Source organism: Natroniella sp. ANB-PHB2 (genome assembly GCF_046097105.1).
Taxonomy (GTDB): domain Bacteria; phylum Bacillota; class Halanaerobiia; order Halobacteroidales; family Halobacteroidaceae; genus Natroniella.
This window is the reverse complement of sequence record NZ_CP175562.1, coordinates 1,308,181-1,323,298: the sequence shown is the minus strand read 5'-3', so window position 1 is coordinate 1,323,298 and position 15,118 is coordinate 1,308,181. Positions and strand designations below refer to the sequence as shown.

Below are 15,118 nucleotides of genomic sequence, written 5' to 3'. Positions count from 1 at the left end.
AATATTACTTGATATTGAATTGGTTTTGTTATTTAATAATAGATAGGTGGTATATAATTAGCAAATTAAGTTTTTTACGTTAGTAACTAATTACAAAGATAAGGAGTGATAGAATGAAATTTTTTATTGATACTGCTAATTTAGAAGAGATTAAAGAAGCAGCCAGTTTAGGAGTGATTGATGGGGTAACTACCAATCCTAGCTTAGTAGCTAAAGAGGGTGATATTGACTTTCTTACGAGAATCAAAGAAATCTGTGAGCTTGTAGATGGTCCAGTCAGCGCTGAGGTAATCAGCCTTGAGACAGAAGGTATGGTTGAAGAAGCTAGGGAGCTAGCAGAGTTGGCCCGGAATGTAGTAGTTAAAATTCCAATGACAGTTGAAGGATTAAAAGCAGTTAAGACTTTGAGTGAAGAAGGGATTAAGACCAATGTGACATTAGTATTTTCAGCTAATCAAGCTTTATTAGCTGCTAAGGCAGGTGCTACATACATCAGTCCATTTGTAGGAAGATTAGATGATATTGCTCATGAAGGATTAGAACTAATTGAAGATATTGCAATTATTTTAGACAATTATGGTTTAGAGAGTGAGATTATTACTGCTAGTATTAGACATCCACAGCATGTTAAACAAGCTGCCTTAATTGGAGCAGATATTGCTACGATTCCATTCGATGTAATTGGAAAGTTATCTAGCCATCCGTTGACTGATATTGGAATTGAGAGATTCTTAAATGATTGGGAGCAAGGAAAAAAGTAAATATTTGATTAAAAAGACCCTCTTGATTAAGGGGGTCTTTTTTTGGGGGCAATTAAAAATAGATCTTAATTATATTTTAGGAGGTTATACAGGAATGGGAAGTACTAATAAATTAATTGAACCTTTTTCACATTTTATGGGTTAGAAGTTGATAACTAAGCTGTTTAATGTTATCATTGAAGGAGAAAAAAGGCGAACAATTAATAAGGGGGAATAAAATTGTTGAAAGAAGTAGCAAATGTAGTTAGAGGTCTATCGGCTGATGCTATCGAGGAAGCTAATTCAGGTCATCCTGGATTACCTTTAGGCTGTGCAGAGTTGGGTTCAGTATTATATGGTGAGGTGATGAAGTATAATCCAGCTGATCCTGATTGGTTAAATCGAGATCGATTTGTTTTATCAGCAGGACATGGTTCAATGCTATTATATTCTTTACTTCATTTAACAGGATATAATTTATCTTTAGAAGATTTAAAGCAGTTTAGACAATTAGGTTCTAATACTCCAGGACATCCTGAATATATGGATACTCCAGGTGTTGAGACTACAACCGGGCCACTAGGACAAGGTTTTGCTAATGCAGTAGGAATGGCTATTGCTGAGCAGATGTTAGCAGAAAAATATAATACAGAGGAATTTGAAATAATCGATCATAATACATATACATTACTTGGTGATGGCTGTATGATGGAGGGAATTACTGCTGAAGCAGCTTCTTTAGCAGGACATTTAGGCTTGAACAAGTTGATTGCAATTTATGATGATAATCAGATCTCAATTGCTGGAGATACAGATTTAACATTTACTGAATCAGTAGCTGATAGATTTAAGGCTTATGATTGGTATGTAATTGAGGAAGTAGATGGTCATGACTTAGAACAAGTTAGGGCAGCAATTGAAGCTGCTAAAAAGATCGAAGATAAGCCAGTATTAATTATAGCTAAAACGGATATTGGTTATGGAGCACCGACTAAGCAAGGTAGTAGTGCGGCACATGGTGCACCATTAGGTACAGAGGAGATTAAAGGAATGAAAGAAGAGATTGGCTTGCCAACTGATGAGAAGTTTTATGTTTCAGAAGAGGTAAGAGAGTTCTTTGAGCAACGAAAAGAGGAGTTGACTGAAGAATACCAAGCTTGGCAAGAGAAGTTTGTAAGATGGGCCAACGCTAATCCAGACCTACAAGAGGACTTAGAGCGAGCTCTTAACTTAGAGTTGCCTGAAAAATTAAGGGAGATTATTACTGAGCTTGAAATAGATACTCCAATTGCAACGAGAAAGGCTTCGGGAGCTGCTTTAAGGGAGATAGCTGACCAAGTTCCTTATTTGGTAGGAGGATCTGCTGATTTGGCTCCATCTAATAAGACCTATTTGGACAAGCATGACGAAGTTCAAGCAGGTAATTTTACTGGACGTAACTTCCGCTTTGGAGTTAGAGAACATGCGATGGGTGCTATTGTTAATGGGATTTCATTGCATGAAGGTTTAAGACCATTCTGTTCGACTTTCCTTGTCTTTTCTGATTACATGCGTCACACTATTAGGATGGCTGCTTTAATGAAACAACCAGTAGTTTATGTTTTTACTCATGATTCAATCTATATCGGAGAAGACGGGCCAACTCATCAGCCAGTTGAGCATGTAGAATCATTACGTTTGATTCCTAATTTGAAGGTATTAAGACCAGCTGATGAAGAAGAGACCAAAGAAGCTTGGCTACAAGCAATGGAGAGAGTTGATGGGCCAACAGTATTGATCTTAACTAGACAGAACCTTCCTCATTTAGACAAAGCTAATGGATTAGCTGATATTGAGCGTGGGGGATATGTAGTAACTGAGGAAGCTGGTGAGCTTGATCTAGTTTTAATGGCCAGTGGTAGTGAAGTTTCTCTAGCGGTAGAGGTTGCTCAGTTACTAGAGAAAGAAGGAAAGAACGCTCGAGTTGTCTCGGTACTTGAAAAAGAGCTCTTTGCTAAGCAGGAAGAAGATTATTTAACAGAGGTGCTTGGAGATAATAATACATTCAGAGTAGCAATTGAAGCAGGAGTTGGAACAGGTTGGTATCAATTCCTAGGAAATAATCACCACTTAGTTAGTATGGAACGATTCGGTGCTAGTGGTCCAGGTATAGAGGTAGCACATAAATTTGGATTTGATGCTGAAAAGATTGCTGGGGATATTTTAGAGAAATTATAATTATTAATATAGATAGCTAATTGATAAGGATGAATCGATTTCAATCGATTCATCCTTATTTTATTTAATAGTTAAAATTCAATTGATATTTAGTGGCACTTTTCGTTCGTAAAAGAATGTGTTTTTGTAGGGGCGACTCTCCGTGGTCGCCCGTGATTTAACATGGGCAGGCACAGAGACCTGCCCCTATAAATATCATTTCTACCCCCAAATCAAAAGTGCCATACTATTGTAATTAAGTTATACTTTAGAGATCAATAATTAAATTTTAATATTATTAAAAGGGAATAAAAAAGAACAAAAGAGAAAAACTAGGAATAAGATATTGTTTATCTAATAATCTAAATTGTCAAAAATAAATAATTGTTAAGTTGACAAATGAAAAATAATGTAGTAAAATTATAATGTAAGACGTCAGACGTATTAAGAGTGTTAAAGTTCTTTAATTCTTTTTTATATTGTGACTTTATTTAAGCTAGGGTCAAAATTCATTTTATTTATGCTTATCTTAAATAGATAAGCGGGTGGGCGAGGGAATACAGCAAACAAGGAGGAAAAGGAATGAATCAAGTATTAATTTCTACTCTATCTGGAGCAGTAGTTGGAGCATTATTCTCTTTTTTGAGCTTGCCTGTACCAGCACCACCGAATATAGCGGGTGTTATGGGTGTTTTTGGTATTTATTTAGGGTTTATTATCATGAATAGTTTTGTTTAAATGATTAACTATACTTAAAGAAAACAGTGGAGGGATAAAATGGACGTCAATAAGATAGCAAGTATGATTGATCATACTATATTAAGTGCTGAAGCAACTAAAAAAGAGGTTATAACCAAATGTCAAGAGGCAAAAGAACATAATTTTGCTTCTGTCTGTATTAACCCTGCTTTTGTAGCTTTGATAAATAAAGAGTTAGAAGATAGTCCAGTAAAAGTCTGTACAGTGATTGGTTTTCCATTAGGGGCCAACACAGCAGAGACTAAAGCTTTTGAAACAAATAAGGCAATTAAAGAAGGTGCCGATGAGATTGATATGGTCCTTAATATTGGAGCTTTAAAGTCTGGGGAATGGGAGATTGTTAAAGAGGATATCAAAACAGTTGTTGATGCTGCTCAAAACAAAGCCTTAGTTAAAGTGATTATTGAAACCTGTTATTTAACACAAGAAGAAAAGAAGAAGGCTTGTCAGGTTGCTAAAGAGGTAGGAGCAGATTTTGTTAAGACATCTACTGGTTTTGGAACAGCTGGAGCAACTGTAGAAGATATAAAATTGATGAGAGAGGTTGTTGGAGAAGCGTTAGGAGTTAAAGCTTCAGGTGGTGTTAGAAGTCTAGAAGATGCTAAAAATATGATTGAAGCAGGTGCCACAAGAATTGGAGCTAGTTCTGGAGTTAAAATTGTAGCTGGAGAAGAAGTTGCAGCAGACTATTAAGATTAGTATCAGTTAGGAATTATTATAAGTACAAGTATTCTTTTATAAACAAGTTAGATATCCAAGAAGATAATAGCTATTGTATCTAATAGTAAATTCAATAAGTCGATATCTAATAATCAATAGCTATTAATAACCCTCAAACTAATTATATTAAATTAAACAAGGGGGATTATTAATATGACAAGATTAATTGGAATTATAGGATTATTAGTATTTTTAGGAATTGCTTATGCTTTATCTGAAGATAGAAAAGCGGTTAATCATCGAACTGTGATTGGTGGGATTGTATTACAGTTAGTCTTTGCTTTCCTTATTTTGGCGTTTCCACCAGGACGAGCTGCTTTTCAATGGTTGAGTGAATTTGCAGCAACTGTTTTAGATTTTGCTCTTGATGGTGCAGCTTTTGTATTTGGTGATCACTTAATGGCTGATTTTAGTTTTGCATTGATGGTATTGCCTACAATTATTTTCTTTTCTTCTTTAATGTCTGTATTATATTATTTAGGGATTATCCAAAAGGTTGTTGAATTTATGGCAGGGGTCATGATGAAGGCAATGAGGTTGAGTGGTGCTGAATCTTTAGCTGCTGCTGCCAATGTCTTTATTGGTCAGACTGAGGCACCTTTGGTTGTTAAAAGATATATTCCGAAGATGACTCGTTCTGAGGTTATGGCGATGATGACTGGAGGATTTGCTACAGTAGCTGGTGGAGTATTAGCTGGATTTATTGGTTTAGGAATTGATCCGGGTTATTTATTAGCAGCAAGTGTAATGTCTGCTCCAGCAGCATTGGTAATGGCTAAGATTATTATTCCAGAGACTGAAGAGTCTGTAACTGCTGGAGAGGTAGACATTGATGTTAAAATTGAAAATGAGAATATTTTAGGAGCTGCTGCCGAAGGAGCAAGTGAAGGTTTAACTCTTGCTTTAAATGTAGCTGCAATGTTGATTGCATTCTTAGGGTTGATTGCTTTAATCAATTATCCACTAGGATTATTAGGGACAAGTTTAGAACAGATTCTAGGATATGTTTTCTCTCCATTTGCTTTCTTGATGGGAGTTCCGGCAGCAGAAATTACAGAGGTTGGAACTTTATTAGGCCAAAAGATGGCTATTAATGAGTTTGTAGCTTATTTGACACTAGCTGAGTTTATTGGGGCAGAAACTTTAAGTGCTAAATCTGAAATGATTGCTACTTTTGCTTTATGTGGATTTGCTAACTTTGCTTCAATTGCAATTCAGATTGGTGGGATTGGCCCGTTAGATCCAGAAAGAAAAGGTTTAATTGCTAGTTTAGGTATTAAGGCATTAATTGCTGGAACATTAGCAACGTATACTACAGCTACTATTGCTGGACTTTTTATTTAAATAATTATATTATAAAGCCTAGATTTTTAAAATCTAGGCTTTATTCATCTATTTATCATTAGTTAAATTCAATTTTTTTAAATAATAATTTTTCTAAATTTAACCAATAATAAAATTAATAATTTTGAATGCTTTAATTTTACTGGTTTGGATTTAATTTCAAATTGTGCATTGTAAATTATCAATTAAATTGGGAGGTGATTAGATGGATCAAAGAATAAAAGAAAAGTTAATTACAAAAGCTAAGCAAGCACGAGAAAAAGCTCATGTTCCTTACTCAAACTTTAAGGTTGGTGCTGCCTTATTAACTACAGATGGGGAGATCTATACAGGATGTAATGTTGAGAATTCTTCCTATGGATTAACTAATTGTGCTGAAAGAACGGCTATTTATAAGGCTGTTTCTGAAGGAGATAAAGAGTTTGAAGCAATCGCTATCATAGCAGATACAGAGAGGGCTTGTAGTCCTTGTGGTGCCTGTCGACAGGTTATTTTAGAGTTTGGTTCAGAGATTGATGTAATTATGACCAATTTAGATGGAGAGACAATTACTAAAAAAGCTAGTGAATTACTGTGGGGTGCATTCTCTGAAGAAGATTTAACTTGAAATTTTTATAAATAACTATCTTTATTAGTTTCTAGAACTTGTTGGATGATTAATTTTCTGTATCTACTTTCAATAACCTTCTAATAATTGAAGATATGATTTATCAGTACATAATATGATAGTAGAACTATGAGACATTTTTCATCTTGTTCAAAAATTTTAATTATCCGACAAGTTTATAATATACAACCAAAAATAAATTTTATACAAACAAAGGGATTTGTCGAATTATGTAGAATAAGTGTTATAAAATAAGATTAATTAAATTAGAAACTCTTTTTTTAAACGGGCTTGTCTGACGTCTTACGTCTAGTAGCTGGGTTTTAAATTTGTGATTAATATTTAAAATTTTTTAAATATTATAAATATGAGTTTATTAAGGGGGGTGTTAGATGAAAGTTAATGTTAATGGAGAAGAGATAAGAATTTTCGAAAGAGCTAGGGTTGAGGATGCAGTTAGAAAATATTCCCTCGCAGATTATAAGAAGGTAATAGATGGGAAGAAAATAGTTCAAGATCAATATGGAAATCAAGCTATGTTAACTGGAGAATTAGCTGGAAATGAAGAACTTACAATTAAAACTAAAAAATAAAAATTAGGAGGCTATTTATGTTTTCAACATTAGATAACAAAAGACTTATATTACTAACTTTAATGCTAGTTACTGCTTTGATGGTAGTAGGTTGCTTGGATGATGATATAGTATTAGAGCCATATGAAATTTCTGGACAGGTTATTGAAGCTGAGACTGGAGAAGCTGTAGAGGGTGTTACAATAGGTTTTGATAATATTGATGGCTCTGTTACGACTGATGAAGAGGGAAGATGGAGTAAGACGGTAGAAGATGAAGTTACTATTACTCCAGTTAAAGAAGGGTTCGTATTTACACCTAATGACTTTACACTTAATAGTGAGAATGTAGCTAGTGTTCAAGAAGATATAGTATTTGAAATGAGAGATGAGAATGATACTTTTACAGTTGCATTTTTACACACTAATGATGAGCATGGTGTCATTGAAAACTTCGGTAAAATAGCTTGGCAAAAGCAACAACTTGAAGAAGAATATGATGATGTTTTTCTAGTTAATGCTGGAGATATGTTTAGTGGTACGCCGATTATAGATGAGTATGTGATAGATGGTGAGAATTTAAGAGGAAAACCAATGGCTAAGCTTATGGATATGGTTAATTATGATGCAGCAGTAATAGGAAACCATGAATTTGATTATGGTCAAGAGAGGTTACAGGATTCTATAGACTCTACCGAACATCCATGGTTGTTAGCTAATATGGATGTTGATCAAAATGTAGCAACTATGGAACAGCCTGAGCCATATGTAACTTTAGAAACTAGTTTTGGAGCAGAGGTTGCATTTTTAGGCTTAGTCCAGGTTGGAAGCAGAGGCATTCCAGCTACTTTGCCTGATAATTTATATGGTTTAGAATTCCATGATCCTATCGATACAGCTCTTGACTATACTCATTTAGAAGATGAGAGTGATATCTTTGTAGGTTTGACTCATATGGGGCATGGTTGGGAACAAGAGTTGGCTGAAGAGATGGGAGAGCTTGATCTGATTATCGGTGGTCACAGCCATACTGCTGTTAATCCACCTGCTGAAATTAATGATACTTTAGTTGCTCAGGCTGGTGCTGATACAAAATATTTAGGTAAAGTAACTGTAACTTTAGATGCATCTAATCAAGTTATTGACCGTCAAGGTGAGTTGATTGATATTGATAATATTGAAGGTACAATTGATGAAATAGAAGAGAAGATTGCTTATTTTGAAGGGCAAGGTGACGATATATTTGCTAGAGAGATCAACTATCTTGAAAATTCTATTGATGGTAATGAAGACTTAGGAAGCTTAATGACTGATGCTATTACTGAATCTGCAATTGTAGAAGATGCATATGGTGCTAATATTGACTTTGCATTCCAAAATAGTGGCGGAGTTAGAATTCGTTCTTTAGATGTAGGGTCTCTAACAGTTGGTGAAATTTTTGAGTTAGAACCATTTGGTAATGACACAATCGTTTATGAAATGACAGCTGATGATGTAAGATCATTAGTTGAAAACTCTTTTAGAGGAGAAGATAGGATAGATTTAAGAGTTTCGGGATTACATTATAGATATATAGTAAATGATAGTGGAGAAGTAGCAGGAGTCAATTTATATGATTATGAAGGTAATGAATTAGATGAAGATAGGGTTTATAATGTTGCTTTAAACAATTATATCGCTAGTGTCTATGAATTTGATGCTCAAAATGATGGAGAAAATACATTGATTAGATATAATGATGCTTTAATCAATTTTGTTGAAAATGATATTAGTCAAGAAGAGTTAAATACAAGATATCAAGATCTAGAGCGTACTGGAATTGTACAGAAGTAGATAAGCTTAACGTCTACTTTGATGGTAGATAGGTTGTAGTGTTGAAATAAGATAAGCAGTCGATTTTTTTCGGCTGCTTATTCTTTTGATAGAAAACTTTAGCCTAAAGATCAAGAGTGAAAATATAATGTAAGGAGGAAGAATGTGCTTTCTAAAACCATAAAACCAGTAGCTTTAATTACTATTATAATCCTACTAGCATGGGTAATACCAAGTTTCATTCCAGATGTCCAACATGCCTCTTATTATGAAGATCATGAATATTTTAGAGGTGAAGTTTTGGAGGTTGAAAATCGCACTACCAATCGAGCAATTAACCAGCAGGTTAAAGTAGAGGTAACAAATGGACCTTATCAAGGGGATAAGGTAAATGTAACAAACTATTACAGAGAAAATAGCAGACATTCTGATGTAGAATTGGATGAAGGAATTGAAGTTTTAATGTATTCTTTTTATCAAAATGGGAATAGGTCTATTGAGTTACATGATGTAGCTCGAGATAGAGGACTACTTCGAGCGATAATTTTTCTGGGGATAGCTTTACTAGTAATTGGTAAGATCAAAGGTTTGAAAACAATTGTTACTTTAGCTATAACAGGGTATATAATAGTTAGAGTAATGTTGCCAATGATTTTGGCTGGGTGGTCACCTATACCAGTAGCTACTGGTAGTGCTTTAATAATTATTGCCTTAACTTTACTAATTATAGATGGTTTAAGTCCAAAGACTATAGCTGCCTTTGTTGGTACAGGAGTCGGTGTTTTAGTTGCTGGTTTGATGGCTTATTATATAGGAGAGGTTACTCATATAACCGGTCTTACTGACGAATTACAAATGTTGACAATGGCAAGAGGAGCATTTGGTGCAGGAGAAGGAACTGTTGATATAAGAGGTCTGTTTTATACTGGAATTATTATCGGTTCTTTAGGAGCAATAATTGATGTAGGTATGTCAATTGCATCCAGTGCTACTCAGGTTAAAGAAGCTAATCCTGATATTAGCTTTCAAGAGCTAATGTTTCATTCATTAGAGGTAGGAAGAGATATAATGGGTACTATGTCAAATGCTCTGATTTTGGCCTATGTTGGGGGTTCCTTACCTATGTTACTGCTATTTTTATACCAGAATTTTAGTTGGGTTAGAATAATTAATATGGACTATGTAGCTGCAGAAATTTTAAATGGAGTTGCTGGTTCATTGGGGTTAGTGGTAGCAATACCTGTGACTTCAGTTATAGCTAGTTTATTATTGCAAGGTCAACAGAATGACGCTAGTTAAAATAAAGGTTAACTAAAAAAATGGGGCTAAATACAAGAAGATAACCTAAATTTTGGTTATTTAAAAAAGCAACATATATTTTTATGAATATTAATTAATTTTAAAAATTTTTAAAAACTGCTTGAAGATAGTAATTAAACATGATAAAATTTATATATAACAAGGATTAATAAGTATAAGAACATAAGGGATATAAGAGCTTATTACCATTGGAGGAAGTAGTAGGCTTTTTTTTAATGACAATCGTTAGACGTCTAACTGGAAACAAGTACTAAGATTACTAAAGGTTAAGTTGATTTTATTATTTTAAAGCAGTAATAATGATAGCTGAAATCAAAAAAGGAGGAAGATGATGAAAACAACAAGTGGATGGAAAGCAAGTTTTAGTAAACTGGGTGTTCTTACTCTAGCTTTTATGATGGTATTTTCTATAGTAGTATTACCACAGGTGAATGCAGGAGAAGTTGACCCTCATGAGTTAGTAATTATGACAACGACAGATCTTCACTCTTATATGATGGATTATGATTATATGAATGATGAACCGGTTGATGATTATGGAATGGTTAGAACAGCAACATTGATTGATCAGATAAGGGCCAATCATGAAAATACACTTTTATTTGATGTAGGAGATACAATTCAAGGAAGCCTTCTTGGAGAATTAGAAGCTATGGTTGAGCCTATTCAAGCTGGAGAAACACAAGCAATTATTCAAGCAATGAATGCTTTAGATTATGATGCAGCAGCTATAGGAAACCATGAGTTTAACTTTGGATTAGAGTTTATGGAAAATACAGTAGCAACTTCAGATTTCCCATGGTTAAGTGCTAACGTATATAAGGCAGGAACTAATTTAGAAGAGCATTACTTTGAACCTTATACTATTATGGAGCATGAGATTGATGGAGAATCAATCAATATTGGTCTAATCGGTTTTGTACCACCGCAAATTATGAATTGGGATAGATTACACTTAGAAGGTGAAGTAGAGGTAAGAGGTATTGCAGAAGCTGCTGAAAGATATGTTCCAGAAGTAAAAGCAGCAGGAGCAGACTTAGTAATTGCCTTGTCACATACAGGTATCAATACAAGTGATAGAGCTAGTGAGCATGCAGCATTAGATTTAAGTAAGGTAGAAGGAATTGACGCAATTGGATTGGGTCATGCTCATACAACATTCCCAGGAAGTTCTAGGTTTGATGGAATGGAAGGAATAGACAATGTAAAAGGAACTCTTAATGGTGTACCAGCAGTAATGGCAGGTTCTTGGGGAAGCCACTTAGGAACTATTACTTTAGATCTTGTACAAGAAGACGATAGCTGGGCAGTAGTAGATGGCAGAGCAGAAGTAACAGGCGTAACTGAAACTAAGCCAAACCAAGAGATAGCTGAGTTGATACAAGAGCAAGATGAAGAAACAATTGACTATGCAAATAGCCCGGTTGGTAAAATGGCTACTAGTTTAAATACTCATTTCTCTAGAGTAATGGACAATGAGGTAGTTCAGTTTGTTAATGATGCACAACTATGGTATACAAACAACTACTTTGCAGGAACTGAGTATGAAGATATGCCAATCTTATCAGCTGCTGCACCATTTAGAGCAGGATATCGTGGTGGATATACAGAGGTTGACGCTGGTGGAATTTCAGTTAGAGATATGACTGATATTTATATCTATCCAAATACACTACAAGTTGTTAAGGTAGATGGAGATGAATTGGTTAAGTGGTTAGAAAGGTCAGCAGAGAACTTCAATCAAATCGATCCTAATGAAACAGCAGACCAAGATTTAATTGCTAGCTTTAGTGCCTTTAATTTTGATGTAATTGAGGGTGTAGAGTATGAGATTGATGTAACAAAACCAGCTGGAGAAAGAATTGTTGATTTAACTTATGATGGACAAGAAGTTACTTCAGATATGGAATTTTTAGTTGCAACAAATAACTATCGTGCAGGTGGCGGTGGGGACCACTTAGATGATGCAGAAATAGTATTATCGTCAACAAGTGAAAATAGAGGAGTTCTTATTGACTATATAGGACAATTAGATGAGTATGTTCCGCATACAACAAATAACTGGTCTCTTGCTCCAGTAGAGACTGAAGGTAGAGTTGTATTTACAAGTTCACCTGAAGCTACAGAGCAGATCGAAGAGCAAGGATTAAAGCAAGTAAGTCCAGCAGAAGATGATGAAATTCTTTATGAATATAACCTAGACTATCAAGAATCACCTAGTTTCTGGGATAGAATTAAAGGGTTTTGGACTGGATTATGGAATTAAATTTTAATAAGTAAAAGATGATTTTTAAAGGTCACATGAGAAAGATTATATTTCTAGATAACTCTACGGTATTAATTAATGCTGTAGAGTTATTTAAATTTATAAAGAATCCTCCTTAAAGTTAGTTTGTATATTTTTACTTCAAGGAGGGGATTAGATTGGTTATTAATATTTTAATTTATTATAGATCATTAGTTTGATCAGTTCTGTTTGTTTTTGAAAAATCTACTTGGTTATAAAGTAAACCGGCTACGATAGCTGTAATTGGTATGGCATAGATTAAGCCGATACTTCCAGCTAAAACTCTAACAATCTCTGTTGCCATAGAATCCATATTAGTAATTCTAGATAAAGGAATCTCATTGGCTATTATGACTAATAATAGTGACATAGAAGCACCTGTATAAGCTAAGATTAAGGTGTTTGACATGGTACCCATGATATCTCTTCCTACATTTAGTCCAGACTTAATTAAATCTTTAGTGCTGATAGAAGGGTTGGCCCGTTTGACTTCATCTATCGTAGAGGATATCGACATTCCTATGTCAAGTACAGCCCCCATAGCTCCGATGATCATTCCTGCAAACAAGAGACCTCTAAAATCAAAGTTAGTTCCTTGAGGAATATACATCAACATTTGAGATTCTTCGCCGCTCAACCCAGTCAATCTAGTTGCATTAGACATCCACCAGGCAAGTATTCCTGCGACTGCAACACCACCCATTGTACCGATAATGGCTGCTAAGGTCTTTCTGGTGAAGCCACTAGTGACAATCAAACTGATAGATACAATAATAGAGGTTATAATGATTGTAGTCAAAATAGGTGGGTACCCTTCTAAAATGAGAGGTAACAACACCCTGAGAACAAGAAAACCTGTAATACTTAGGGTAAGCACTGTCTTTAAGCCCTGAAGGCCTCCTACTAAAATAAGTGAAAAGATGAAAAAAAGAGCCATATAACCAAGATAATGATCTCGAACTACCTCTCGAACTAAGCTTCTTGTAATTACTCCATTTTGAGATTCAAGCCACAGTAGTACTCGATCCCCTTCGTTAAAGTAAAAATCCCTAGCAGGATTACCAGATAAAGTATGGTTAGTTGTTATCTTTTCTCCTCTAAATTCTCCTTGAGTTATTTCCACTTTAATTTGTTGGATATCAGCTACATAACTTTGCTCTTTTTCTTCAGCAGTTGGCCCTTGGACAATATCGATAATTCTTCCTCGTACTGTTTGAGAACTGACTTGTTCTCGAGCAAGAATAGACGATGGTGTCAGAAAAAATAAAAGTAACAAAGATAATATAATAGTCTTTTTCATAGTAGATAATTTCCTCCTTCTGATTTAAAAATATTTAGTTTGCTTACTGGTGGATTGCTTGAATTAGTATAAGCTCGAGCAAACAAGTCTATAAGCTATTTTATCATAAACCTTAATGAATATCTAGGTCAACAGAAGAAGTAGAAATTTCATTTTTATTTTTGAAGATCTGTTATTAATAATTACAATTGACTTTTGTTAATTAATTTGTTATAATTTGCAACATGGTAGTTTTGTAGGTAAGATCTTTGTAGTAATAGTAGTTGTGATAGTAAGTAAAAAGTGTAGTTATGTTTTTGCGGTAGGAGATAACTTATATATGCTATTTACATTAATTTTAGGATCAAGGGAGATTTATTAGATAGTATATATGTGTAGATGCTGATGAATAATTAAGGCTCTCCTATTGGAGGTGTCTTTTTTTATTTTAATTTAAAAAGAGGAGTGAGTATTAGAGAATGAGTTTAACAAAAAAGAATTTAGTTGTAGGATTGGTAGGCTTAGTTTTAGTTTTAATGGTTGTAGGGTGTAGTCAAGAAGTTACTAATGATATTGATGGCGAGTTAGAGGTTGGAATTATTCAAATTGTAGAACATCCAGCATTGGACGCATCAAGGGAAGGGTTTATTGAGTACTTAAATGAGAATGGTTACAGAGAAGGAGAGGAGATAGTATACGATTACCAGAATGCCCAAGGGGATATGTCTAATGCACAAACGATAGCTAATCAGTTTGTAAATAATCAAGTAGATATGATTTTAGCAATTGCTACGCCAACTTCACAAGCAGTAGCTAATGCTACTACTGAGATTCCAACCTTAATTACAGCCGTAACAGATCCGCAAGAGGCAGGTTTAGTTAAAGATTTAGAACAACCAGGTACTAATGTAACAGGAACCAGTGATTTAACTCCTGTACAGGATCAACTAGAATTATTAAAAGAGATTAGTCCTGAAGTTAAAGATGTAGGAATTTTATATAATGCAGGAGAGACCAATTCAGTAGTTCAGGCTGAGATTGCTAGAGAAGTAACAAAGGAGTTAGGCTTGAATTTAGTAGAAGCTACTGTCAGTGAAAGTAGTGATGTTTTACAGGCTACGGAGTCATTAATCGGAAGAGTAGATGCTTTATATGCACCGACAGATAATACGGTTGCTTCGGCTGTTCAAGCTATAGTTAGAGTAGCTAATCAAGAAAATTTACCTTTTATTGTTGGAGAAAAAGGAATGGTTGAAGGAGGAGCATTGGCTACTACTGGAATTGATTATTATAAATTAGGAAGACAGACAGGAGAGATGGCTATTGAAGTAATTGAAGGTGCAGATCCTGCTCAAATGCCAATTGAATATTTAGAAGAAACAGAACTAATTATCAATCAAGAAGCAGTTGAAAATATAAATATAGATATACCACAAGAAATAATCAATCAAGCGGTTGAAATTTTAAATGAAGAATAGATTTT

At 34.5% G+C, this 15,118-nt stretch carries 13 protein-coding genes; 12 read left to right on the top strand and 1 reads right to left on the bottom strand.

Features of this window, described 5'->3' with window-relative positions:
* Window positions 1–113 precede the first annotated feature (113 nt).
* The 11 genes from fsa to ACKF5P_RS06535 all read left to right on the top strand — a co-directional run bounded on the left by fsa (window position 114) and on the right by ACKF5P_RS06535 (window position 12,335).
* A complete protein-coding gene (gene fsa / locus ACKF5P_RS06585) occupies window positions 114–761 on the top strand; it encodes a fructose-6-phosphate aldolase (RefSeq protein WP_408954421.1) in 648 nt (215 codons plus the stop codon).
* A complete protein-coding gene (locus ACKF5P_RS06580; RefSeq protein ID WP_408954420.1) occupies window positions 736–906 on the top strand; it encodes a hypothetical protein in 171 nt (56 codons plus the stop codon). Before fsa ends, ACKF5P_RS06580 begins: the two co-directional genes overlap by 26 nt.
* 74 nt (window positions 907–980) lie before the next feature.
* The gene (gene tkt, locus ACKF5P_RS06575; RefSeq protein ID WP_408954419.1) at window positions 981–2,957 is read left to right on the top strand and encodes a transketolase; all 1,977 of its coding nucleotides are present in this window, start codon (window positions 981–983) and stop codon (window positions 2,955–2,957) included.
* Between the two features lie 561 nt (window positions 2,958–3,518).
* Window positions 3,519–3,674, top strand: a complete 156-nt coding sequence (locus tag ACKF5P_RS06570) for a XapX domain-containing protein (RefSeq protein WP_408954418.1) — start codon at window positions 3,519–3,521, stop codon at window positions 3,672–3,674.
* Window positions 3,675–3,713: 39 nt separating this feature from the next.
* The gene (gene deoC / locus ACKF5P_RS06565) at window positions 3,714–4,388 is read left to right on the top strand and encodes a deoxyribose-phosphate aldolase (RefSeq protein ID WP_408954417.1); all 675 of its coding nucleotides are present in this window, start codon (window positions 3,714–3,716) and stop codon (window positions 4,386–4,388) included.
* A 180-nt stretch (window positions 4,389–4,568) separates the two neighbouring features.
* Window positions 4,569–5,759 (top strand): NupC/NupG family nucleoside CNT transporter, encoded by a 1,191-nt coding sequence (locus ACKF5P_RS06560; protein ID WP_408954416.1) that lies wholly within the window; start codon window positions 4,569–4,571, stop codon window positions 5,757–5,759.
* Between the two features lie 205 nt (window positions 5,760–5,964).
* Complete coding sequence (locus tag ACKF5P_RS06555; protein ID WP_408954415.1) at window positions 5,965–6,366, top strand: cytidine deaminase; 402 nt, start codon at window positions 5,965–5,967, stop codon at window positions 6,364–6,366.
* Between the two features lie 392 nt (window positions 6,367–6,758).
* On the top strand, window positions 6,759–6,959 hold the full coding sequence (locus ACKF5P_RS06550) for a hypothetical protein (protein WP_408954414.1): 201 nt from the start codon (window positions 6,759–6,761) through the stop codon (window positions 6,957–6,959).
* Between the two features lie 17 nt (window positions 6,960–6,976).
* Window positions 6,977–8,770 carry a 5'-nucleotidase C-terminal domain-containing protein gene (locus ACKF5P_RS06545; RefSeq protein ID WP_408954413.1) on the top strand — a complete coding sequence of 598 codons (1,794 nt, stop codon included), beginning with the start codon at window positions 6,977–6,979 and terminating at the stop codon, window positions 8,768–8,770.
* A gap of 144 nt (window positions 8,771–8,914) precedes the next feature.
* A complete protein-coding gene (locus ACKF5P_RS06540; RefSeq protein WP_408954412.1) occupies window positions 8,915–10,048 on the top strand; it encodes a YibE/F family protein in 1,134 nt (377 codons plus the stop codon).
* A gap of 352 nt (window positions 10,049–10,400) precedes the next feature.
* A complete protein-coding gene (locus ACKF5P_RS06535) occupies window positions 10,401–12,335 on the top strand; it encodes a bifunctional 2',3'-cyclic-nucleotide 2'-phosphodiesterase/3'-nucleotidase (protein WP_408954411.1) in 1,935 nt (644 codons plus the stop codon).
* 181 nt (window positions 12,336–12,516) lie between these two features.
* On the opposite strand, the gene ACKF5P_RS06530 is transcribed toward ACKF5P_RS06535, so the two are convergent.
* On the bottom strand, window positions 12,517–13,656 hold the full coding sequence (locus tag ACKF5P_RS06530) for a YibE/F family protein (RefSeq protein ID WP_408954410.1): 1,140 nt from the start codon (window positions 13,654–13,656) through the stop codon (window positions 12,517–12,519).
* A 458-nt stretch (window positions 13,657–14,114) separates the two neighbouring features.
* On the opposite strand from ACKF5P_RS06530, the gene ACKF5P_RS06525 reads away from it, so the two are divergent.
* Complete coding sequence (locus ACKF5P_RS06525; protein ID WP_408954409.1) at window positions 14,115–15,113, top strand: ABC transporter substrate-binding protein; 999 nt, start codon at window positions 14,115–14,117, stop codon at window positions 15,111–15,113.
* Window positions 15,114–15,118: the final 5 nt, after the last annotated feature.